This is a genomic window from Streptomyces inhibens (assembly GCF_003389455.1).
GTDB classification, from domain to species: domain Bacteria; phylum Actinomycetota; class Actinomycetes; order Streptomycetales; family Streptomycetaceae; genus Streptomyces; species Streptomyces inhibens.
In genome coordinates, this window is record NZ_QUAC01000074.1 from 58,036 (window position 1) to 80,000 (window position 21,965).

Consider the following 21,965-nt stretch of genomic DNA (forward strand, 5'->3'; position numbering starts at 1 on the left):
CCCCTCGACGGACGCCCACGAACCCGAGGCACGCCGCATGCCGCACGTCGCACGTCGCACGTCGAAAGGACGGACCGGCCATGAAGATCAGCCGCATCGAGACGTTCCTCGCGCCGCCGCGCTGGATGTTCGTACGGGTGGAGACCGATGAGGGCGTCGTCGGCTGGGGTGAGCCGGTGGTCGAAGGGCGGGCCGAGCCGGTCCGGGCGGCCGTGGAGGTGCTGGCCGAGTACCTCCTCGGCCAGGATCCGGCGCGCATCGAGGACCACTGGCAGGTCATGACCAAGGGCGGCTTCTACCGGGGCGGCCCCGTCCTGTCGTCCGCCGTCGCCGGCCTGGACCAGGCGCTGTGGGACATCAAGGGGAAGCGGCACGGCGTGCCCGTCCACCAGCTGCTGGGCGGGCCGGTCCGCGAGAAGATCCGCGCCTACGCATGGGTCGGCGGCGATGAGCCGCAGGCGATCCGCGATGCGGTCACCGCGCAGATCGAGGCGGGCTTCACCGCCGTCAAGATGAACGGCTGCGGCCGGATGAGCCCGGTGGCGACCCGCGCCGAGGTACGGGAATGTCTGCGCCGCGCCGAGACCGCACGCGAAGTCCTCGGCGAGGACCGGGACTTCGGCCTCGACTTCCACGGCCGGGTCTCCCCCGCCAACGCCCGCAGACTCCTCCCCCTGCTGGCCGAGCACGCGCCGATGTTCGTCGAGGAGCCCGTGCTGTCCGACTACATGCAAGCCCTCCCCGACCTCGTCAACGCCTCCAACATCCCCCTCGCACTCGGTGAACGTCTCTTCACCCGGCGAGAGTTCCTGGCTCCGCTGCAAGCCGGAGTCGCGATCCTCCAGCCGGATATCTCGCATGCGGGCGGCATCTCCGAGCTGCGCCGGATCGCCGCACTCGCGGAGGCGTACGGGGCGCAGCTCGCCCCGCACTGCCCGCTCGGCCCGGTCGCACTGGCCGCCAGCCTCCAAGTCGCGTTCACCACCCCGAACTTCCTCATCCAGGAGCAGTCCATCGGCATCCACTACAACCAGGGTGCCGAGCTGCTGGACTATGTCGCGGATCCGGAGCCGTTCCGTTTTCATGGCGGTTCGCTGCTGCGGACCGACCGCCCGGGGCTCGGTGTGGAGGTGGACGAGGCAGCCGTACGGGCGGCGGACGAGCGGGGGCATGCGTGGCGGAACCCGGTGTGGCGCTATGAGGACGGGGGGTTCGCCGAATGGTGACGGGCGGGACGGCGGACGGAGCCCGGTGGCCGTCCCCGGTGGCTGGTGGCTGGTGGTTAGTCGCCGCTGGCCGGTGGTTAGTGGCCGCTGCTCCCTGGATTCCGGACGCTAACCGGGGGATCTACGACGAACAGGCAGGTCATAGACACAACGGGGCGGTCGAATCACGCAGTGCACCCAGCACGCCTGCCGGCCCGGCCGGAATAATCGAAGGCACCACCCGCGTGCCCGAACGCCCCGCCCGCGCTGTACACACGCGGCGGGGAGCAGGAGAAAGCAGGAAACGCCATGGACTTCAGCACAGCGCTCCGGACCGAGCGGCTGGTCGCCATCATCCGCGGCCGGGACCCGGAGGCGTCCTTCCGCACGGTCATGGCACTCGCGGAGGCAGACATTCCGCTGATCGAGATCTCGCTCAGCGGAGCCGACGCGCTCACCGTCATCCGCCGGGCGCGTGCCGAGCTCGGCGATGCGGCCTGGCTCGGCGCGGGCACCGTCCTGACCGGTGACGACGCCCGGCGCGCCGCCGAGGCCGGGGCGAATCTCATCGTCACGCCCGGCCTGGGGGCAGGTCTTGAGGAGTCCGTACGCCAGGGGCTGCCGACGCTCGCGGGGGTGTTGACGCCGTCCGAGGTGATCGCGGCCGAGGCGTTGGGGGTGTCGGCGCTGAAGCTGTTCCCGGCGTCGGCCGGCGGGCCCGCGTATCTGCGGGCGCTCCGTGGCCCCTTCCCCGAGCTGCCGTTCGTGCCGGTGGGCGGGGTGGACGCGACCGTTGCCCAGGCGTACTTCGACGCCGGAGCGGTGGCGGTGGGCGTCGGCTCGCCCCTGGTCGGTGACGCGGCGGACGGCGGCGATCTGGACGAGCTGAGGAAGCGGGCCGCGGAGTTCAAGGCGGTGTGCGCACGGTGACGGGACGGGCGGCTGCCGGGGACGGGGGCACGCAACGGGGCGCGGAGACGCGACCGGGCGAGACAGCGCAACGAAGCGAGGCAGCGCAACGAGGCGGCGAGGCACAGCAAGGCGGCCCGGCCTCTCGTCCCGGGGCCGGCCCTCGCCATCCCCGCCTCCCCGGGCAACCGGGCCGCCCGGACGTCTTCACCTTCGGCGAGACCATGGTCGCCCTGCGCGGCAGCGGACCGCTGAAGCTCGGCGGCACCATGAACGTCTCCATCGCCGGCGCGGAGAGCAATGTCGCGATCGGCCTGGCCCGCCTCGGGCACGAGGTGCGCTGGGCGGGCGCGGTCGGCGAGGACGAGGCCGGACAGCTGGTGCTCCGTACGCTGCGTGCCGAGGGCGTCGAGGTGTCCGGCGCCTCGACCGACGCCGGTGCCCCCACCGGGCTGCTCCTCTTCGAGCCGCGGCTACCCGAGGTCACCCGGGTGCACTACTACCGCGCCGGATCGGCCGGCTCGCGGCTCACGGCAGACACGATCGAACGCGCCTTCTCAGCCGCCCCACCCCGCGTGCTGCACCTGACGGGCATCACCCCGTCCTTGAGCCCGACGGCTCGCTCGGCGGCTCGTCGGGCCCTCCAACTCGCCCGTCAGCACGACTCATTGACCTGCCTCGACGTCAACTTCCGCGCTCGACTGTGGACCACCGAGGAGGCCGCCACGGTCCTGCGTGAGTGGATTCCCTCCGTGGACGTCTTGATCGCCTCCGATGACGAGCTACCGCTGTGCCTGCCCGAAGGCACGGGCTGGGAGGGGAAAGACCAGAAGGGCACGGGCCGGGAGGGCACGGGAGGGGACCGCACCGGTGGAGAGGGCACAGGCAAAGACGGCGCAGGCGGGGACAGCCCAGGCGAAGACGGCAGAGGTGGGGACGGCCCAGGCGGGGACAGCGCAGCCGGACACGGCACAAGCGGAAGCCAAGCAGCCGCCGCCCCCCGTGCCGCCACCACCCCCCTCGCAGCCCAGGCCAAGCTCCTCCTGGACCTCGGCGTCGGCGAGGTGGTGGTCAAACTCGGCGCGGACGGGGCGACGGCCTTCACCGACGACGGCTGTCTGTACCACCAGCCCGCCAAGGCGGTACGGGCCGTGGACGCCGTGGGGGCCGGCGATGCCTTTGTGGCGGGCTATCTCTCCGCCCTGCTGGACGGCGAAGGGCCGGCCGGGCGCCTTGAGCGCGCCGTCACCACTGGCGCCTTCGCGGTCGCGTCCCACGGCGACTGGGAGGGCGCGCCGACCCGTCCGGAGCTGGGCATGCTGGGCGCGCCGCCCGGCACCGTCGTGCGCTGACCTGCGCCACGGCTAACCTGTGCGCATGCCTCGTTACGAATACCGGTGCCGCCCGTGTGGCTCCATCTTCGAGCTGAACCGGCCGATGGCCGAGTCCTCCGCCCCGGCCGTCTGCCCCGAAGGCCATGAGGACACCGTGAAGCTCCTCTCCACGGTCGCCGTCGGCGGCTCCGCATCCGCCCCGAGCGGTGGGGGCGGCGGGGGTGGCTGCTGCGGAGGCGGCTGCTGCGGCTAGGCACGTCTGCGGCCGGGCCACGGGCCGCGCCCTCGGGGCCGCTACCGCTTGCGCGCCAGCGTCACGCCGTCCGCGACGGTGAGCATCACCGCCTCCATCCGGTGGTCCGCCACGGCATGGTCGTTGAACGCCCTGATCGCCAGGGCCGACCCGGTCGCCGCCGGGTCGACGACCTCGCCGCGGAAGAGCACATTGTCCGCGACGATCAGTCCCCCGGGCCGCATCCGGGGTACCAGCTCTTCCCAGTAGGCGATATAGCCGGGCTTGTCCGCGTCGACATAGGCGAGGTCGATATGCGGCTCGGTCGGCATCGCCCGCAGCGTTTCCAGTGCGGGCGCGATCCGCAGCTCGATTCGGTCCGCGACTCCGGCCTTCGCCCATGTCTCCCGGCCGTACGCCGTCCACTCCTCGGACACATCACAGGTGATCAGTGTGCCGTCCGCGGGCAACGCCTGGGCCATGGACAGCGCCGAGAACCCGGTGAACGTCCCCACCTCGACGACGTGCCGAGCCCCGGTCAACCGCACCAGGAACGCGAGCAGCGGTCCCTGCTCCTCGGCGGACTGCATCCCGGCCGCCTCGGGGAACTTCTGATGTGTGAGCTCCACAATGTCGCGCTGCGCGGGGTTCAACGGCGGATTGTGGGCGAGGACGTATTCATACATCTCCGCGGTGATCGGCGTGCTCTTGGACTCAACCACTGCCTCTCCTCTTGATCAAGGACCGCGGTCTCGGCCGATCACCGGACGGTGCAGCCGACCGCCTCGGCGAGACTAACCGAGCTCCGACGCCACCAGCTGCTTTTCACCCCCTCCACGAGCCGTCACGCACAGGCCGTCAGGCGCTCCACAGCACCCCTCATCTGCCCCTTTCGTCATGTGCCCAGGTACCGCAACACCGCCAGGACTCGGCGTGAATACCCGGATGTGCCGATCAGATCGAGCTTGTCGAAGATCGCGTTGGCGTGTTTCTCCACGGCGCTCTGCGAGATGTGCAGCCGGACGGCGATCGCCGCGTTGGTATGTCCCTGTGCCATCTCTGCGAGCACCTCGCGTTCGCGTGCGGTGAGCGTGCCCAGCGGATCGGAGCGACGGCTGCGCGTCAGCAACTGCCGTACGACTTCGGGGTCGAAGGCCGCCTGACCGGCACCCACCCGCTCCAACGCGTCCAGGAACTCGTCCACCTGGACCACCCGGTCCTTGAGGAGATAGCCCACCCCCTCGCTGTCGTCGGTCAGCAGCTCCGTGGCATAGCGGCGCTCGACATACTGCGAGAGCACCAGCACGCCGACCTCGGGCCAGCGCTCGCGGATCTGCACGGCTGCCCGCAGCCCCTCATCGGTGTGGGTGGGCGGCATACGGACGTCCACGACCACCGCGTCCGGCTTCTCCCCTGTCTCCGCCGCGCGCTCCAGCACGGCGATCAGCTGATCGGCGTCACCGACCGCGGCGGCCACCTCGTGCCCCTCCTCGGCGAGGAGGCGCACCAGGCCCTCCCGTAGCAGGGTCGAATCGTCGGCAAGCACTACGCGCACGGCAGCTCCGCGGTGATGGTGGTCGGTCCGCCGGCCGGGCTGTCCACCCGGAACCGGCCGTCGAGGGCGGCGACCCGGCGGGCCAGCCCGAACAGGCCGCTGCCGGCGGAATCCGCGCCGCCCAGTCCGTCGTCCTCGATCCGCACGAGCACGGCGTCCTCGCCTTGGGCGACGCGGACGGTTATCAGCCCGGCACTCGAGTGCTTGACGGCGTTGGTGACTGCTTCGGAGACCACGAAGTAGGCGACCGTCGCCACGGCTGTCTCGGGCTCGGCGGTGAGTTCGTAGTCGAGGCGTACGGGGATGGCCGAGCGCTCGGCGACCATCTCCAAGGCGGCCCGCAGCCCCGCCTCGTCCAGCACCGTCGGATAGACCCGCCAGGCCACTTCGCGCAGCTCGGTCAGGGCCTGGCCGCTCTCTTCGTGGGCCTGGCGCAGGAGTTGCTCGGCGCGCTGCTCGTCCTGGCTGCGCAGGGCGCGGCCGAGCAGCATTCCGAGGGCCACCAGCCGCTGCTGCACGCCATCGTGCAGATCGCGCTCGATGCGGCGGCGCTCGTCATTGACCGCGGCGACGACGCCGGCGCGGCTGGTCGCCAACTGCTCGATGCGGCGCTCCAATTCCTCCTGGTGGCTCGGGCCGAGGTAACGCCGCGCCAGCTTGGTTTCGAGGTTGGCGACGCCGAATGTGCCCTGCAGGCTGAGGAAGAGAAGGAAGAGGCCGCCGATGCTCGCGATCGCGAGGGTGCCGGGATTGCGGACTTCGGACAGCAGCAGGATGAAGATCCAGGAGATGCCGTACGCCGCTCCGATCAGCGTCACGCTCAGGACGAGCGCGCCCAGCAGCCCCAACGCCCAGCGCAGCGACAGATATTGCAGGGCGCGGTGGTCGGCGTAGGCGTGCGAGGTGTCGGTCGTGATGTAGCTGCGGAGGCGGCGTCGGTTGGCCTCGGTCAGGGCACGCCCGCCGGCCGTCACGGGCTTGAGCACCGCGCGGCGGCCGCGCGGCCAGGCCAGGACGAGCAGCAGCGACAGGGCGGAGAGCGCGACGAAGGGGAGCTCGGCCACCGTGAACACGGCACCGAGCACCAGCCCTGTCGCCAGGCGCAATCCGCGCCGTGCAATTCCTAACATGATCAAAACGCTAGCCGCACCGCGCGCCCTCGCACACTGCGGAAAACCGCAGTCTTTTGTGCGGTGTACCGCAATGTGCCGGCGAGCGAGAATTCATAGCTTTAAAACATGATCGAGAGCATCGGAAGCACCGCACCCGGCTGGATCACCGACCTCATGGACGCGCTCGGCGCGCCCGGCGCGGGTCTGGCGATCGCAGCAGAAAATCTCTTCCCGCCGCTGCCGAGCGAGGTGATCCTGCCGCTGGCGGGCTTTGCGGCCAGCGGCGGCAGTATGCATCTGGCGTCCGCGCTCGCGTGGACGACCCTCGGCTCGGTGATCGGCGCCCTGGCGCTGTACGGCGTGGGCGCGTTGCTCGGCCGCGAGCGTACGGTCGCGATCGCGGCGCGGCTGCCGCTGGTCAGGGTCTCCGACATCGAGAAGACGGAGCGCTGGTTCCAGCGGCACGGGACGAAGGCGGTGTTCTTCGGCCGGATGATTCCCCTCTTCCGCAGCCTCATCTCGATACCCGCCGGCATCGAGCGCATGCCGATACCGGTCTTTCTCGCCCTGACCACTCTCGGCAGCCTGATCTGGAACGCGATCTTCGTCCTCGCCGGCTATCTGCTCGGCGAGAAGTGGGAGGAGGTGACGGGCTTTGTGGACGTCTATTCGAAGGTGGTCCTTGCGGCAGCCGCGCTGGCGGTGGCGGCCTTTGTCTCGGTGCGCGTCAGCCGGCGCGGCCCGGGGATGCGGCGCCGCGGATGAAGGCCCGCACGATCTCCTCGCCCGCGGCGACACCCCGCTCGTCGAGCGCCGTGACGTGCGGGGCCTGCCAGCCGGAGTCGGCCAGCTCGCCGTGGCCCGGCCGCCAGCCGCGGTCTGCGGCCAGCAGCAGATCGGCGTCGAGAAGGGAGTCACCGGCCGCGAGGATCTCGGACGCCCCGGTGCGGCGCGCCACCTCCGCCACGGCTGCGCTCTTGGTCAGCGGCTGCGGCACGGCATAGATCTTGCGGCCCTGCAGGGACACCGTCCAGCCACGTTCTTCCGCCCATCCCGTGAGGTCCTTGACCCAGGTTTCGGGCAGCAGCGGCCGCTCCACGACGAGATAGGCGAAGAGGTCCTCGGCGACGCGCTCCTTGAGCAGCCAGCCCGGGTCGGCGGTGCGCACGAGGTGCGTACGGATCTCGTCCAGGGGCGCGCAGCGCGAGGCGAGCCGCTCGGCGACCGTGCGCTGCCAGTCCGGGTCCGACTCGCCCCGTACGAGCAGGTGGCCGCCGTTGGCGCAGATGGCGAACTCCGGTGCCGGGCCGGGGAGATGGATACGCCCGTACTGCTCACGGGTGCGGGTGGTGGTCGGCACAAAGGTGGTGCTGCCGGCCAGTTCGGCGAGCAGCCCGGCGGCCGTCTCCGTCATATAGGACAGCGGCTTGCGCTCGTAGGTCTCGACGCACAGGAGCCGTGGGGCCTCGGCGTCGGGCATGGCAAGGCCCAGCGCGGCCGCCGAATAGATCAGGGTGCGGTCGAGGTCGCTGGCGACGATCGCGCTCATCAGGAGGTCACAGCCTTTCCGTCAGCACCCGTGGCCCCGCGAGTGAAGCGGGGGTGGATCAACCCGACACAGGTATAGGGCAGTTCGTCGACCTCTTCGACGGGCACACCCCGTTGTTCAGCCAGGAGGCGCACATGATCGAGATCGGCCCCGGCACCCCGCCGGGACAGGATCTTCCAGGGGACCCTGCGCAGCAGTACGCGCGTGGTCTCACCGACACCGGGCTTCACGAGATTGACGTCGTGGATGCCGTACTCCTCACTGATCCGTTCGACGGCCGCCCAGCCCTGCCAGGTGGGGGCCCGGTCGGCGGCGGCCAGTTCCTTCACCTCCGCGGCAACTTCGTCGGCGACCTCGTCGAAGCGGGCGCTGACCGCGTCCAGGAACGCGCGCGACGCATCGGCTGCGGCCAGCTCGCGGTAGAACTTGGCGCCGTGGAAGTCGTCCGGGCCCACGAGGTCGTCGCGCAGGACCGTGCGCGATATGAGGCCGGAGACGGTGGAGTTGAGGCAGGCGGACGGGATGAGGAAGTCGTCGCGGGTGCCATAGGTCTCGACGCAGCCGCCGGGGTCGGCGAGCACGGCGATCCGCGGGTCGAAGCCCGGGAAGTCCTCCAGGGCCTGGGCGAGTTCGCGGGTGATGGCGCCCTTGCCGGTCCAGCCGTCCACGAAGACGACGTCCGCCGGATCGTGATGGGCGGCCAGCCAGCGCAGCGCGGTGGTGTCGATGCCCCGGCCGCGGACGATCGAGACCGCGTAGTGCGGCAGGTCGAGGCCGTGTGCGTGCAGCGCCCAGCGGCGCATCAGCACCCCGACAGGGGTGCCGGCCCGCGCCAGCGACACCAGCACGGGCCGTTGGCTGCGTTCGGCGAGCACGGTCTCGGTGACGGTCCCGACAGCTCGCGCGATCCGGCTCGCGGAGGTCTGCAGCGCGCTGTGAAACAGCACCTGGTACTGCTCGCTCGGCTGGTATTCGACGGGCAGCGACTCGGCGTAGTGGGCGCCGCCGCGCTGAATCGCCTCCTCGCGCTCCTCGGTGGGCGCTTCCAGCGTGACGTCGGACAGGTCCTGCAGCAGCCAGCCGACCTCATCGGCGGCGTAGGAGGAGAAGGCGGGTCCGCGCAGCGGCTCGGGCAGGGGCATGGAGTGGGCCTGTGGTTGCGGGGCGTACGAGGGGATGACGGCGAGCAGCAGCCGGTCGGTGTGGGCGGCGAGACGGTCCAGCAGACCGCCGGCGGCGTGCAGCTCGGGGAGGTCGCCGTGCGAGTCCACGACGGCGACGATGGCGTCGAACCGGCGTTCCGGGTCGGTGCCGGCAGCGACGTTGTAGGCGTAGCGCTCCCCCGGCCCGTCGGCCGGACGGTCGTGGGCGGGGAAGGACAGCCGGGTCCGTATCGCGTAACCGGGGTCGTCCACGGCGAGCACGGGCGAGCGGGTGGTGGTCGAGAAATAGACGCCGGCGCCCGTGGTCGACGCGGCCGGCTGATCGATTCGCGGCGCGCGGGTGGCGCCCTCCTTCTCGGCGACCAGAGCGTCCAGGGCCTCGGCTATCCGCAGCGGCGCGTACATCAGCTCCTCGTTGCCGAGAACGAGGATGCGGCGGGCGCCGTCCAGGTGCTGGGCGATGCGGGCCGCCATGCCGGGCAGCCCGGCCTCCAGCCGCTCGCGATGTCCCGGTGTGAAGCCGTGCCGCCCGCCGTCCGGGATCCCGGCCGGCCAGTCGAGGTCGATACGCGTCACCTCCGCGCCACCGCTGCCGGCGGGCTCGGACGCACTCCCCGGGGCAGCCGCCGGTCCCTGTGCCGCACGGGCCTCGTGCTCGGCGACGAGTTCCTGGCCGCGGGTCAGAACGTCCTCGGGCAGGCCTACGCCGCCCGCGGCCAGCGCCACGAGATCGACGCGGGTGCCCAGCTCCGCCGCGAACTTCTCCAGACGGCTGCGGTCCGCGTCGGAGCGCATGTCGACCAGGGCGACGACCACGTACCGCTCGCGCGGGAAGTGTGCGTGCAGCGCCTTGATGGTGTTCAGGACGGTCCGGCCGGTGGAGAACTCGTCGTCGACGAGCACCAGCGGCCCGTCGCCGGCCAGGAGTTCGCGGTCCTCCGGGAGCAGCAGATGCGAGGTGGCGTGGCTGTGCTCCTCTTCGAATCCGCCCACTTGTGCCACGCCCGCCACGGGCCGGCGGGTGGAGTGCAGATAGGGCGCGAGTGCCAGCCCGTCGGCCACCGAGTGTCCCAGACCGGTGGCGGTCTCGGCGTAGCCCAGGACGACGGAGCGGGCGGCTGCCTCGTCACCCAGCAGCTCGCGCACCCTGCGCCCCAGCCCGAAGCCGGCGCCATGGACCACGCCCGGCCGCTGTGGCACGTGCTTGCCCAGCACGTTCGACACGAGCAGATGGGCCCGCTTGGGGTTGCGTCGCAACGCAAGGCCCAGCAGTTCCGGCAGCTCGTCCCCGCCGCTCAGCGAGACCCCGAGCCGACCGGCGACCCATTCTCCCGTCCACACCACGCGATTCGTCTCCTCCGTCGTACCGTTCATGTCGTTCGCCGCATGTCACGTCTGCGGCAGGCTCGCCGTCAGCAGCTCCACGAACCCGATGCCCTCCCGGGCGACCCCGAAAGCCTCGGCGCGCAGCAGGGTCCGCTCGGCCCAGGCGCGGTGCGGCTTCACCTCGTTCATCTTGTTCGTATAGGCGGAGCGCAGGACGCCGCCGTCGCACCGTTCGGGGCGCAGGATGTCAGCGGCGTCGCTGAACTCTTCATGGCTGACGACCGAGAGGGCATGCACCGGTGCGACATGCGAGGGGTGGATGCAGGTCTTTCCCTGCAGCCCGTTCGCGCGGTCCAGTTCGATCTCGCGCAGCAGGCCGTCCATGTCGTGCTCGATCAGGGCCGTACGCAATTCCTCGGCGCGTCCGAGGAACGGGCTGCGTCGCAGCTGTGGCTTGAACATGCGCTCGTGCAGTCGGAAGTACTCCCACACCGGGCCGGTGACCGTGAAGCCGGTGCCGTCCGCCCGTCCCAGCACATTCACCACGTCGGAGATCACGGAGGCGACGATATGGACGTCGTACGCCGTCATGTCGGGTGGTCTGCGCAGCCCATAGGCGGAGCAGAAGTCCGTGACACCGAGCCGCAGGGCGAGGACCCGGTCCCGGTATTTGTCGACGGTCCTGGCGATGCCCTGAAGGGTTTCGAACCGGCTCTCCAGATGCAGCAGCTGTGGGGATTCCAGCACCGGCATCGCGAACAGCCGTCGATCGCAGTCGGACTCTGCCGTGGTCAGCGCCTCAAGGAACGGGACTCCGCGCTCTTCGGTGAACTTCGGAAGTACGAATCCGGACAGCCTGCGCACGGTTGGGCCGAGTCTGCGCACCAGGTCCGGTATTTGACCGGGTGTGCGGACGCGGATGAACAGCAGCGGAAGGTCCGTGCCCGCGGCGGCCGCCTCGTCGAGCAGACCGAGCTGCCGTACGAGATTCTCCTCGCCGGCCTCGACATCCCCGTCCCCTATGGAATCTTCGAGGCACAGCACCATCGACTTCACGCCACGCCCGGCCTGCTTGAGGACATCGGCGGCGAGGCGCGGACGGGTCGCGGGGCTGTAGAGGGTGGCGCCGAGGGCGACCGCGAGCGTACGGGCCGGAGAGTCGGCGGTGAACTCCGCAGGCTCCTGGTGGAACAGTGTCTTCCGGATGTCGGGCGCAAGATGCCCAAAATGACGCATATAACTCCCCGTATACATGCGGGACCCGGGCACCCCCGCTGCGTCTCGCTGTCTGGATCCAGCCGGTAATCGTACGTGCGTGGGGGTGTGGTTAGTTCCCGCGTGCGTGAAAATCACGTAACCCGCATGAGGCGCCCAGATGTCCGGGATCGCGGCCCGCGCACGGCTCACAGGCCCCCGCGTTGTCCCTGCGACCACAGGGAAGGCAGGATTGCGGCATGACGCACGCGATGCTGAAAGGGTCGAACGTACCCCTCGATGCCACGGCTGTTCGGGCGGTCCTGCGCTGGACGCCCGGCGCCGGTGTCCCTGATGTCGACGCCTCGGCCCTGTTGGTGGGGCCCGACGGATGCGTGCGCTCCGACGAGGACTTCGTCTTCTACAACCAACCGCGGCACCCCAGCGGCCTGGTACGGCATCTGCCCAAGACCCGGGTCGCCGAGAGCGTGACCGACACCATCGAGGCGGACCTGGCCACCCTGGATACGTCGGTGGACCGGGTCGTACTGGCCGCATCGTCGGACGGCGGTGCGTTCGCGGGCGTAGCGGATCTGCGGGTTCTGCTGTACGACGCCGCGGAGGCTGAGGGCGAGCCGATCGCGATCTTCGACGTAGTGCCGGAGACCGGCGATGAGACGGCCCTGATCTGCGGGGAGTTGTACCGGCGCGCCGAGGGCTGGAAGTTCCGCGCCCTGGGGCAGGGGTACGAGAGCGGTCTGGTCGGCCTGGCGACCGAGTTCGGGATCTCGGTGGACGAGAACGCCGAGGCCGCCGGAAAGACCCCGCCGGCCTCGGAGGCACCCGTGTCGGCATCGCCCGGCACGGAACCCACGACGGCCATCGACCCGCCCGCCCAAAGCGAGCCGCCCTCCCCCGGCCCGGCCGGCAGCCCGTCCTCCCCCGCGGCCGGCAGCCCCGCCGCCTCCGTGCCGCCCGCCACCGGACCGTCCACCCCCACGACCCCGCCGCCGAGTACCTGGCCCGAAGAGGCCTCGGGCCCGCCGTCCGCGGCGGACCCGCAGACCTATCCGACGTCGGACCCCGATGCCGTCACCCAGCATGTGCCGGATGCGATGCCGGAGCCGTTCTCGGCCGCTCCGCTGCCGTCGGCCGCCGCGACGTCTGCGGGGCCCCCGCCCACGAGTGGCGGCTATGGCTACCCGCACAACGTTCCGCCACCGCCGGCGCAGCCCCCCGCCCAGCCCGCATACGGCTACCCGGGCCCGCCGCCCCAGTACCAGCCCCAGCCGTCCGCGTACGGCTATCCGCAGCCGCCGCAGCAACAGCAGCCGTATCCGGGCGCGACATACGGCTATCCGATGCAGCAGCAGCCCTTCGTGCCGGACCCGTCCTTCGTCCTGCCGCCCCAGGGCCCGCAGTTCCAGCGCCGTTAGGGAAGCCCCGGCGGCCGCCCGCCGACGGCGGCCGTCGGCGAAGGCGGTCCCCTCGGCGCGGGCGGCGCCGGCGGCTCACACCTTCGTCTTGTACCCCCGGCCCCACTGCAGCCCCCAGCCGTACAGCCGGTCGAGCTCCGCCTGGAAGCCGTAGACGTACTTCACCTCGCGGCGCACCGTCAGCTCGCCCTTGACGTTCTCGAGCATGAAGATGGCGCAGGACCGGGCCTGTGGCGCCCGCTCGTCGAGCTTGATCTCCATCCGCGGCCCGTTGCTCGGGTAGAGCGTCACGATCGCGTGCGTACGGTCGAACGCGGGCGTCCCGTCGTAGATGTAGACGAAGATCAGCAGCCGCTTGATCTCGTCGCGGTGGTCCATGTTGATGTACAGCGTCTCGCCGGACGGGGAGCCGAAGCGGTCATCGCCGCTGAGCTTCACGTAGGGCGCGGCGTTGAGATCGCCGAGGAAGTTGCCCAGCGGCTGCACCACGCCCTTGGTGCCGTCCTTGAGCTCGTACAGACAGGCCAGGTCCAGGTCGATCTTGACCACGGCCGGTCCCTGCGCCTGTACGACCTCGGGCTTGAACAGCTTGCCCGGGTGCCGCAGCAGGCTGCCCTTGCCCTGCCCGCCCCGCTCGTGGAGGTCCGAGGTCCGCATCTGCCAGTGCAGGTTGACCCGCAGATGCCCGGTGGCCGCCCCCTGCTTGGTCAGGGAGACGACCGGATTCCGCTTCGTCAGCTCGACGACGTACGACGCTCCACCACTGTCGAAATCAAATTTCGACGACGCGCCACCGCGCCACAGATTCCCCAGGAACGACACTTTCCCACCCCATTGCTCGGCCCCAACTACCGCGGGGCGGCCCGAGGTCTGTACCCCATGGCCGCCCCGCAGAGAGCGTTCCTCAATCAGCCCCGCGTCACACTCCGGACGCGACTTCCGACTTCGTCCCGCCTTCGGCCCCTGGTTTGCCATCGCGCTTGTTCTTCACCACGGAGGACCAGTAGGAGAGGGCGATCAGCACGACGCCGATCAGGCCGGTGATGACCTCGTGGATCTCGTACTTGATTGTGACGAGCAGGATGACCGCGAGCGCACCGATCGCGTAGTGAGCGCCGTGCTCCAGGTAGACGTATTCGTCCAGGGTCCCCTTGCGAACGAGGAAGACCGTCAGCGAACGGATGTACATCGCGCCGATGCCCAGACCCAGCGCCATCATGAAGATGTCGTTGGTGATGGCGAAGGCGCTGATGACACCGTCGAAGGAGAAGGACGCGTCGATGACCTCCAGGTAGAGGAACATGAAGAACGCGGCCTTGCCGGCCAGACCCACGGCCGCGCCGGTCCCGCCGCCCTTCTTCTCGGGAGTCGCCGCGGCGGCTTCCTCGCCCTCCTCCGCGTCCTCCAGCTTGTCCTCGAAGTAGCCGGAGATTCCGCCGACGACGAGATACGTGATGAGGCCGGCGACGCCGGACAGCAGGACGGTGGCGCTCTTGTCACCGCCGCCGTGCGCGACGTCGGTGGCCACCGTCATGGCGCTCACCAGCAGCACGACCAGCGCGATGATGATCGACAGCGTGTCGAGCTTGCCCAGTTTGGCCATGGGCCGCTCGATCCACGCCAGCCACTTGTAGTCGCGCTCCTCGAAGATGAAGTCGAGGAAGATCATCAGCAGGAACATTCCACCGAAGGCCGCGATGGCCGGGTGGGCGCTGGTGACCAGCTCCTCGTAGTGCGCCTTGTTGTTGATGGCGAGATCGACCGCTTCGATCGGCCCGATCTTCGCGGTGATCGCGACAATGACGACCGGGAACACCAGACGCATGCCGAATACCGCGACGAGGATGCCGACGGTCAGGAAGATCTTCTGCCAGAAGGCATTCATCTTGCGCAGGATGCCTGCGTTGATGACGGCGTTGTCGAAAGAGAGCGAGATCTCCAGGATGGACAGGATCCCGACAATCGCGAGCCCCTGCCACCCCCAGAGCACGCCCGCCAAGGCGAGGCCGAGCACCGTGATGGCGAACGACCAGCCAAAGGTTTTCAGGAGCACTGCCTACCCAATCCCTCGCTGTGTGGGTCCCCCGCGCGCAGCGCGCGGCGCTTTACGAAACGTTGACCCCGAAGTCTAGAGCGATGCCCCTCAGGCCCGACGCGTACCCCTGGCCTACCGCCCTGAACTTCCATTCGCCGTTGTAGCGATACACCTCGCCGAAGATCATCGCGGTCTCGCTGGAGGCGTCCTCGCTGAGGTCGTAACGGGCGAGTTCGGTGCCGTCGGCCTGATTGACGATACGGATGAAGGCATTGCTGACCTGGCCGAAGCTCTGACCGCGCAGCTCGGCGTCATGGATCGAGACCGGAAAGACGATCTTGTCGACCTGCTCGGGCACCTGGGAGAGGTCGACCAGGATCGACTCGTCGTCGCCCTCTCCCTCGCCGGTGAGGTTGTCTCCGGTGTGCTCGACGGAGCCCTCAGGGCTCTTGAGGTTGTTGTAGAAGACGAAGTACTCGTCCCCCAGCACCCGACCCGACTCGCACAGCAGCGCGCTGGCGTCGAGGTCGAACGGCGCTCCGGTCGTGGACCGTGNGTCGAGGTCGAACGGCGCTCCGGTCGTGGACCGTGCGTCCCAGCCGAGGCCGACCATGATCTGCGTGAGATTCGGAGCGGCCTTGGACAGGGAGACATTGCCCCCCTTGGCGAGCGTGACGCTCATCGTTCACTTCCTCCCCGGTGTCGGTGCGGGCCGCACCCGGGCGCGGCCCGTATCCCTGCAAGCGCGCCCGGCGCCGCACTCCCCGGACGGGGGCGTACGACGCCGGACGCGGTCGTTCTTCTGCCCGGGCAGCCACTGTCGCAGCGCCGCCCGGTCGGACGTCGACGATCAGATCTCGGTCCTGTCTCGGTCCTGTGTCGGTCCTGCCGATCAGACGTTGACGCCGAAGTCCTGCGCGATACCGCGCAGACCCGAGGCGTAGCCCTGGCCGATGGCCCGGAACTTCCACTCCGCACCGTTGCGGTACAGCTCGCCGAAGACCATGGCGGTCTCGGTCGAGGCGTCCTCGCTCAGGTCGTAGCGCGCCAGCTCATTGTTGTCGGCCTGGTTGACCACGCGGATGAACGCGTTACGGACCTGGCCGAAGCTCTGCTGGCGGGTCTCGGCGTCGTAGATCGACACCGGGAAGACGATCTTGGCGACATCGGCCGGGACACCGGCCAGATTCACCTTGATCTGCTCGTCGTCGCCTTCACCCTCGCCGGTGATGTTGTCGCCGGTGTGCTCGACCGAACCGTCCGGGCTCTTCAGGTTGTTGAAGAACACGAAATTCTGGTCGTTGGCCACCTTGCCCTGGTCGTTCGTCAGCAGGGCGCTGGCGTCCAGGTCGAAGTCCGTACCGGTGGTGGTACGCGCATCCCAGCCCAGACCGACGATGACGGCGGTCAGATTGGGGGCTTCCTTCGTCAGCGAGACGTTGCCGCCCTTGCTGAGGCTGACTCCCACGAGTCCTCCCATAGATTCGAGGGGTACGTAAAGATTTGCGCCCCCATCGTGCATGGCATCGGATCAACGAATTGATCCTAGTGACCGGTTCCCACCGATTGCAGATATCGCACCTGGATCACTGGCGGATTCGGCCGGCGGGACCAGCGGCGCCCGGGAGAGTGCGGCCGGCTCAGAGGGTCTCGAGGACCTTGACGTAGTCGTTCAGGTCGCGGGCGTCGGGCAGACCGTTGACGACCGTCCAGCGCACCACGCCGTCCTTGTCGATGACGAACGTGCCGCGCACCGCGCAGCCCTTCTCCTCGTCGAAGACGCCGTACGCCCGCGAGGCCTCGCCGTGCGGCCAGAAGTCCGACAGCAGCGGGTACTCCAGGCCCTCCTGCTCGGCGAAGATCCGCAGCGAGAACGGGGAGTCGTTGGAGACGGCCAGCAGCTGGACGTCGTCGTTGACGAACTTCGGCAGCTCGTCGCGGAGCGCGCACAGCTCACCGGTGCACACGCCGGTGAAGGCGAAGGGGTAGAAGAGGAGGACGACGGCCTTCTCGCCGCGGAAGTCGGAGAGCTTGACCAGCTCGCCGTGCTGGTTCTTCAGCTCGAAATCCGGAGCCTTCGTGCCGACCTCGATCGCCATGGGGTGGGTTCCCTTCCGCTCACGCTCAACAAGACGCGACCAACCCTACGCGCCGGGATGCACGGCCGGGGAACCCGTCCTGAACAGGACCGAGCCCCCTCCGAACAGGCCGGAGGGGGCTCGGTGACGAGTGTCGGGACGGTGCGGCTCAGCGCTTGGGCGTGACCAGGCGGCTGCCGGCCCAGTCCTTGCCCGCGTTGATGCTCTTGGTCTGGGACAGACCCGCGGTCTGCGCGGCCTCATTGATGTCGCTCGGCTCGACGTACCCGTCGCGGCCGGTCTTGGGGGTCAGCAGCCAGATCTGCCCGCCCTCGTCGACCAGCCCGATGGCGTCCACCAGCGCGTCCGTGAGGTCGCCGTCCTCGTCGCGGAACCACAACAGAACGACGTCGCAGACGTCGTCGTAGTCCTCGTCGACGAGTTCCTGGCCGATCACGGTCTCAATGCCTTCGCGGAGATCCTGATCGACGTCATCGTCGTAACCGATCTCCTGGACCACCTGTCCGGGCTCGAACCCCAGCCTGGCGGCAGGGTTGGTCCGCTCCTCCGCGTGGTCCGCGGTCGCGCTCACGGATTGCCTCCTGTCATGTTTCGGGAAATGCTCGGGGACCCCGCGCGTGCGCGGAGCTATTGAGGCGTAGTCCACACGGGCCGGGCGGATCGCGCAAGTACCCGGCGGTCCAGACCGCCGAAACGGTGACGTTTGGAGGCGTCTCGCCGCAACCACGACGCCCACAGGACAAGCTGAAGTGATTCACACCACAGCGTTCTGCGGGGTTTATCGGCTACTCACGCAGGACTGGTCCCTTCGGGGGGCGGACGGGGTCGTTCCGGATCCATTTTCGGGGGCCGCACGTCCGTACGCGAAGCACTTTCGACATGGGCGTATGGTTGCGATTTGGCCGACCTGAGAAATCGGCCTTTTGAGCGCCATCTCTCAGCGGGTGGTTACCCATCGGTAGAGGTGACGTATCCCTGTGGCTCGGTACACGATGGAAGACGGCGCGACACCAAGGCAGAGACAGCTTTCGTCCCGTGCGCAGCATCAAAGACTTGCAGAGCACGACACGAACCGAACACGAAGGAACAGCGTGGCTTCCGGATCCGATCGAAACCCGATCATCATTGGCGGCCTTCCCAGCCAGGTCCCGGACTTCGATCCCGAAGAGACCCAGGAATGGCTCGACTCGCTCGACGCTGCCGTCGATGAGCGAGGCCGGGAACGTGCCCGCTACCTCATGCTTCGTCTGATCGAGCGTGCCCGCGAGAAGCGCGTGGCCGTGCCCGAGATGCGCAGCACGGACTACGTCAACACCATCGCGACCAAGGACGAGCCGTTCTTCCCGGGCAACGAGGAGATCGAGCGCAAGGTCCTGAACGCGACCCGGTGGAACGCCGCCGTCATGGTCTCGCGCGCCCAGCGTCCGGGGATCGGCGTCGGCGGTCACATCGCCACCTTCGCCTCCTCCGCCTCCCTCTACGACGTGGGCTTCAACCACTTCTTCCGGGGCAAGGACGAGGGCGACGGCGGTGACCAGATCTTCTTCCAGGGCCACGCCTCGCCCGGTGTCTACGCCCGCGCGTTCCTCCTGGACCGACTGTCCGAGGGCCAGCTCGACGCCTTCCGCCAGGAGAAGTCCAAGGCCCCCAACGGCCTGTCCAGCTACCCGCACCCGCGGCTGATGCCGGACTTCTGGGAGTTCCCGACCGTCTCGATGGGCCTCGGCCCGCTCGGCGCGATCTACCAGGCGCGGATGAACCGCTACATGGAGGCGCGCGGCATCGCCGACACCTCCAAGTCGCACGTATGGGCCTACCTCGGCGACGGCGAGATGGACGAGCCCGAGTCGCTCGGCCAGCTGTCCATCGCCGCCCGTGAGGGCCTGGACAACCTGACCTTCGTCGTCAACTGCAACCTGCAGCGCCTGGACGGCCCGGTCCGCGGCAACGGCAAGATCATGCAGGAGCTGGAGTCGCAGTTCCGCGGTGCCGGCTGGAACGTCATCAAGCTGGTCTGGGACCGCAGCTGGGACCCGCTGCTCGCGCAGGACCGCGACGGCATCCTGGTCAACAAGCTCAACAGCACGCCCGACGGTCAGTTCCAGACCTACGCGACCGAGACCGGCGCGTACATCCGTCAGCACTTCTTCGGTGACGACCACCGCCTGCGCGCGATGGTCGAGAACATGACCGACGACCAGATCCTGCACCTGGGCCGCGGCGGTCACGACCACAAGAAGATCTACGCGGCGTATGCGGCGGCCAAGGCGCACAAGGGCCAGCCGACGGTGATCCTCGCGCAGACCGTCAAGGGCTGGACGCTCGGCCCGAACTTCGAGGGCCGCAACGCGACCCACCAGATGAAGAAGCTGACGGTCGAGGACCTCAAGGGCTTCCGTGACCGGCTGCACCTGCCGATCCCGGACAAGGACCTGGAGGACGGCCTGCCGCCGTACTACCACCCGGGCCGCAACTCCGAAGAGATCCAGTACATGCACGACCGCCGCAAGTCGCTGGGCGGCTATGTGCCCACCCGTGTCGTGCGCGCCAAGCCGCTGCCGCTGCCGGACGACAAGGCGTACGCGGGTGCCAAGAAGGGCTCGGGACAGCAGAAGATCGCCACGACCATGGCGTTCGTCCGTGTCCTGAAGGACCTCATGCGGGACAAGGAGATCGGCAAGCGCTTCGTGCCGATCGCGCCCGATGAGTACCGCACCTTCGGCATGGACGCGTTCTTCCCGTCGGCCAAGATCTACAACCCGCTGGGCCAGCAGTACGAGTCGGTCGACCGTGAACTGCTCCTGGCGTACAAGGAGTCGCCGACCGGTCAGATGCTGCACGACGGCATCACCGAGGCGGGCTGCACGGCCTCGCTGATCGCGGCGGGCTCCGCCTACGCCACGCACGGCGAGCCGCTGATCCCGGTCTATGTCTTCTACTCGATGTTCGGGTTCCAGCGCACCGGTGACCAGTTCTGGCAGATGGCCGACCAGCTCTCGCGCGGCTTCGTGCTCGGCGCGACCGCCGGCCGTACGACGCTGACCGGTGAGGGTCTGCAGCACGCCGACGGCCACTCCCAGCTGCTGGCCTCGACGAACCCGGCCTGTGTCGCCTACGACCCGGCCTACGGTTACGAGATCGCGCACATCGTCAAGGACGGTCTGCGGCGGATGTACGGCGAGCACGCCGAGGACATCTTCTACTACCTGACCGTCTACAACGAGCCGATCCTGCACCCGGCGGAGCCGGCCGACGTCGACGTCGAGGGCATCCTCAAGGGTCTGCACCGCGTCAAGCCCGGTGAGAAGGGCGAGCACACCGCCCAGATCCTCGCCTCGGGTGTCGCGGTGCCGTGGGCGATCGAGGCCCAGCAGATCCTCGCGGACGAGTGGAACGTCAAGGCCGATGTCTGGTCGGCGACGTCCTGGAACGAGCTGCGCCGCGACGCGGTGGAGGTCGAGGAGCACAACCTTCTGCACCCGGAGGAGGAGCAGCGCGTCCCGTATGTGACGCACAAGCTCCAGGGCGCCGAGGGCCCGAAGGTCGCGGTCTCGGACTGGATGCGTTCGGTTCCCGACCAGATCTCGCGCTGGGTTCCCGGCACGTACCAGTCCCTGGGCGCCGATGGCTTCGGTTTCGCGGACACCCGTGGTGCGGCCCGGCGCTTCTTCCACATCGACGCGCAGTCCATCGTCCTGAGCGTGCTCACCGAGCTCGCCAAGGAGGGCAAGATCGACCGGTCGCTGCTGAAGCAGGCGATCGACCGTTACCAGCTCCTGGACGTCACGGCCGCCGACGCGGGTGAGGCCGGCGGCGACGCCTGACCTCTCCGCGGCCTGCCGCCGCATCGCCTCCGCCGCGCCCCTCGACCAGCGTCCTTCGCCGGTCGGGGGGCGCGGTGGTGTGTGGTGGGGCGCGATGGTGCGTGAGGGGGTGTCCGCGGGCGCCCGGCTCAACGCTCCCAGACCTTGAACGCCCTTACCTGGTACGGCGATCGGGGCACCCAGCTGCCGCCGCCCGGGTAGGTGTCGAACTCGGCGGTCTCGGCGCATTCCACGCTCTGATACGTGGTGACCGGCCGGCCGGTGCGGTTGGCGAGTGAGGCCGCGCTGCTTCCCTCGGGCAGCGGGACGCAGCTCTCGATGTCGGTGTCGGAGAGCTCGTAGGTCCGCCGCTCGCCGCCGAAGTCGGCCTTCGGCCAGACGCACAGCTGGCCCGCCGCACAGTCGCCCGAGGCGGCACCGGTACGGCCGCCGGTGGCCGCGTGCGCGGCCGGGGTGCCGAGGGCGGGCGGGACGGCGAGCGCCGCGGTGAGTGCGGCGAGGCCGGTGATGAGCGCGGTGGTGTGGGACATACGCAGACGCATAGGAATCGCTCCCCCGTGGAGTACGACGATGGCGTCCCGCGGTGGGCCGGATGCCCGCGGCGGGTTCTTCGCTTCCGAGCTTTGCGAGGGCGCGGCGCGGTTGCCAAGGCCGTGGCGGAGGTCCCACCCGGATCAGGTATGTGGATATGCGGGACGGCTCGGAGCGGGGCCACGGGGCGCGGTGTTGACGCGGGCCGGGGTGGCGAGTGCGGGTGCGGAACCGTTCCTCCCGGGGCCTGCCGGGTATCGGTGTCCGGGGGTGGCGCCCAGGAGGCGGCAGGTCGGGCGGTTGGTTCCCCTGTTGGCTCATCCGGATGAGGGATTCGCCCCCGCGGCAGAGGCCAACTGCCGCCGGGCGTACGGCGGGTGGCTCGGGCAGCGGTCCGGAACAACCGGTTGACGGCACAGCGCGACGGCGCGCGGCCGGCCGAGGGATGCTCGGGCCGGCCG

The 21,965-nt window shown here is 69.5% G+C and carries 19 protein-coding genes and 2 pseudogenes; 7 read left to right on the plus strand and 14 right to left on the minus strand.

What is annotated here, in order from left to right; genetic code table 11:
* Window positions 1–80: 80 nt before the first annotated feature.
* From dgoD to DY245_RS10500, 4 genes are all read left to right on the plus strand, one after another.
* Window positions 81–1,226 carry a galactonate dehydratase gene (dgoD, locus tag DY245_RS10480; protein WP_128505900.1) on the plus strand — a complete coding sequence of 382 codons (1,146 nt, stop codon included), beginning with the start codon at window positions 81–83 and terminating at the stop codon, window positions 1,224–1,226.
* Between the two features lie 288 nt (window positions 1,227–1,514).
* Complete coding sequence (locus tag DY245_RS10485; protein WP_128505902.1) at window positions 1,515–2,135, plus strand: bifunctional 4-hydroxy-2-oxoglutarate aldolase/2-dehydro-3-deoxy-phosphogluconate aldolase; 621 nt, start codon at window positions 1,515–1,517, stop codon at window positions 2,133–2,135.
* Window positions 2,136–2,338: 203 nt separating this feature from the next.
* Complete coding sequence (locus DY245_RS46120; RefSeq protein ID WP_244942965.1) at window positions 2,339–3,466, plus strand: sugar kinase; 1,128 nt, start codon at window positions 2,339–2,341, stop codon at window positions 3,464–3,466.
* Between the two features lie 25 nt (window positions 3,467–3,491).
* Window positions 3,492–3,701: an FmdB family zinc ribbon protein gene (locus tag DY245_RS10500; protein ID WP_128505908.1), complete on the plus strand. Its 210-nt coding sequence runs from the start codon at window positions 3,492–3,494 to the stop codon at window positions 3,699–3,701.
* 41 nt (window positions 3,702–3,742) lie between these two features.
* On the opposite strand, the gene DY245_RS10505 is transcribed toward DY245_RS10500, so the two are convergent.
* The 3 genes from DY245_RS10505 to DY245_RS10515 all read right to left on the minus strand — a co-directional run bounded on the left by DY245_RS10505 (window position 3,743) and on the right by DY245_RS10515 (window position 6,365).
* Window positions 3,743–4,366, minus strand: a complete 624-nt coding sequence (locus DY245_RS10505; RefSeq protein WP_181923609.1) for an O-methyltransferase — start codon at window positions 4,364–4,366, stop codon at window positions 3,743–3,745.
* 209 nt (window positions 4,367–4,575) lie between these two features.
* Window positions 4,576–5,235, minus strand: a complete 660-nt coding sequence (locus DY245_RS10510) for a response regulator (protein ID WP_128505912.1) — start codon at window positions 5,233–5,235, stop codon at window positions 4,576–4,578.
* A complete protein-coding gene (locus DY245_RS10515) occupies window positions 5,226–6,365 on the minus strand; it encodes a sensor histidine kinase (protein ID WP_128505914.1) in 1,140 nt (379 codons plus the stop codon). The genes DY245_RS10510 and DY245_RS10515 overlap by 10 nt, the downstream gene beginning before the upstream one ends.
* A gap of 108 nt (window positions 6,366–6,473) precedes the next feature.
* Between DY245_RS10515 and DY245_RS10520 the strand changes: the two are divergent.
* Window positions 6,474–7,109: pseudogene (locus DY245_RS10520) on the plus strand (DedA family protein); the annotation flags it as partial.
* On the opposite strand, the gene DY245_RS10525 reads toward DY245_RS10520, so the two are convergent.
* The 3 genes from DY245_RS10525 to DY245_RS10535 are packed head-to-tail and all read right to left on the minus strand — an operon-like array spanning window position 7,075 to window position 11,621.
* Entirely contained in the window at window positions 7,075–7,896 is an 822-nt protein-coding gene (locus DY245_RS10525) for an HAD family hydrolase (protein WP_128505918.1), read from the minus strand. The pseudogene DY245_RS10520 and the gene DY245_RS10525 overlap by 35 nt on opposite strands.
* Window positions 7,896–10,433, minus strand: coding sequence for a phosphoribosyltransferase (locus tag DY245_RS10530; protein ID WP_128505920.1), 2,538 nt, complete (start codon window positions 10,431–10,433; stop codon window positions 7,896–7,898). The genes DY245_RS10525 and DY245_RS10530 overlap by 1 nt, the downstream gene beginning before the upstream one ends.
* Window positions 10,434–10,448: 15 nt before the next feature.
* Window positions 10,449–11,621 (minus strand): HpcH/HpaI aldolase/citrate lyase family protein, encoded by a 1,173-nt coding sequence (locus tag DY245_RS10535; protein ID WP_128505922.1) that lies wholly within the window; start codon window positions 11,619–11,621, stop codon window positions 10,449–10,451.
* 218 nt (window positions 11,622–11,839) lie between these two features.
* On the opposite strand from DY245_RS10535, the gene DY245_RS10540 reads away from it, so the two are divergent.
* Window positions 11,840–13,015 (plus strand): TerD family protein, encoded by a 1,176-nt coding sequence (locus tag DY245_RS10540; protein ID WP_128505924.1) that lies wholly within the window; start codon window positions 11,840–11,842, stop codon window positions 13,013–13,015.
* Between the two features lie 75 nt (window positions 13,016–13,090).
* Here the strand turns inward: DY245_RS10540 and DY245_RS10545 are convergent, their stop codons facing one another.
* The 7 genes and pseudogenes from DY245_RS10545 to DY245_RS10570 form a co-directional block, all read right to left on the minus strand.
* Window positions 13,091–13,837 (minus strand): TerD family protein, encoded by a 747-nt coding sequence (locus tag DY245_RS10545; protein WP_128505927.1) that lies wholly within the window; start codon window positions 13,835–13,837, stop codon window positions 13,091–13,093.
* Between the two features lie 97 nt (window positions 13,838–13,934).
* Window positions 13,935–15,068, minus strand: coding sequence for a DUF475 domain-containing protein (locus tag DY245_RS10550; protein WP_128505929.1), 1,134 nt, complete (start codon window positions 15,066–15,068; stop codon window positions 13,935–13,937).
* Between the two features lie 52 nt (window positions 15,069–15,120).
* The coding region (locus DY245_RS10555; RefSeq protein WP_244942966.1) for a TerD family protein at window positions 15,121–15,605 on the minus strand (485 nt) is incomplete at its 5' end.
* A 1-nt stretch (window position 15,606) separates the two neighbouring features.
* Window positions 15,607–15,732: pseudogene (locus tag DY245_RS46125) on the minus strand (TerD family protein); the annotation flags it as partial.
* A 210-nt stretch (window positions 15,733–15,942) separates the two neighbouring features.
* Entirely contained in the window at window positions 15,943–16,518 is a 576-nt protein-coding gene (locus DY245_RS10560) for a TerD family protein (RefSeq protein WP_128505933.1), read from the minus strand.
* A gap of 172 nt (window positions 16,519–16,690) precedes the next feature.
* On the minus strand, window positions 16,691–17,149 hold the full coding sequence (locus DY245_RS10565; protein ID WP_128505935.1) for a peroxiredoxin: 459 nt from the start codon (window positions 17,147–17,149) through the stop codon (window positions 16,691–16,693).
* Window positions 17,150–17,297: 148 nt separating this feature from the next.
* Complete coding sequence (locus tag DY245_RS10570; protein ID WP_128505937.1) at window positions 17,298–17,720, minus strand: DUF3052 domain-containing protein; 423 nt, start codon at window positions 17,718–17,720, stop codon at window positions 17,298–17,300.
* A 520-nt stretch (window positions 17,721–18,240) separates the two neighbouring features.
* Here DY245_RS10570 and aceE point away from each other — a divergent pair.
* Window positions 18,241–20,973 carry a pyruvate dehydrogenase (acetyl-transferring), homodimeric type gene (gene aceE, locus DY245_RS10580; protein ID WP_128505939.1) on the plus strand — a complete coding sequence of 911 codons (2,733 nt, stop codon included), beginning with the start codon at window positions 18,241–18,243 and terminating at the stop codon, window positions 20,971–20,973.
* A 128-nt stretch (window positions 20,974–21,101) separates the two neighbouring features.
* On the opposite strand, the gene DY245_RS10585 is transcribed toward aceE, so the two are convergent.
* On the minus strand, window positions 21,102–21,515 hold the full coding sequence (locus DY245_RS10585; RefSeq protein WP_128505941.1) for a peptidase inhibitor family I36 protein: 414 nt from the start codon (window positions 21,513–21,515) through the stop codon (window positions 21,102–21,104).
* Window positions 21,516–21,965: the final 450 nt, after the last annotated feature.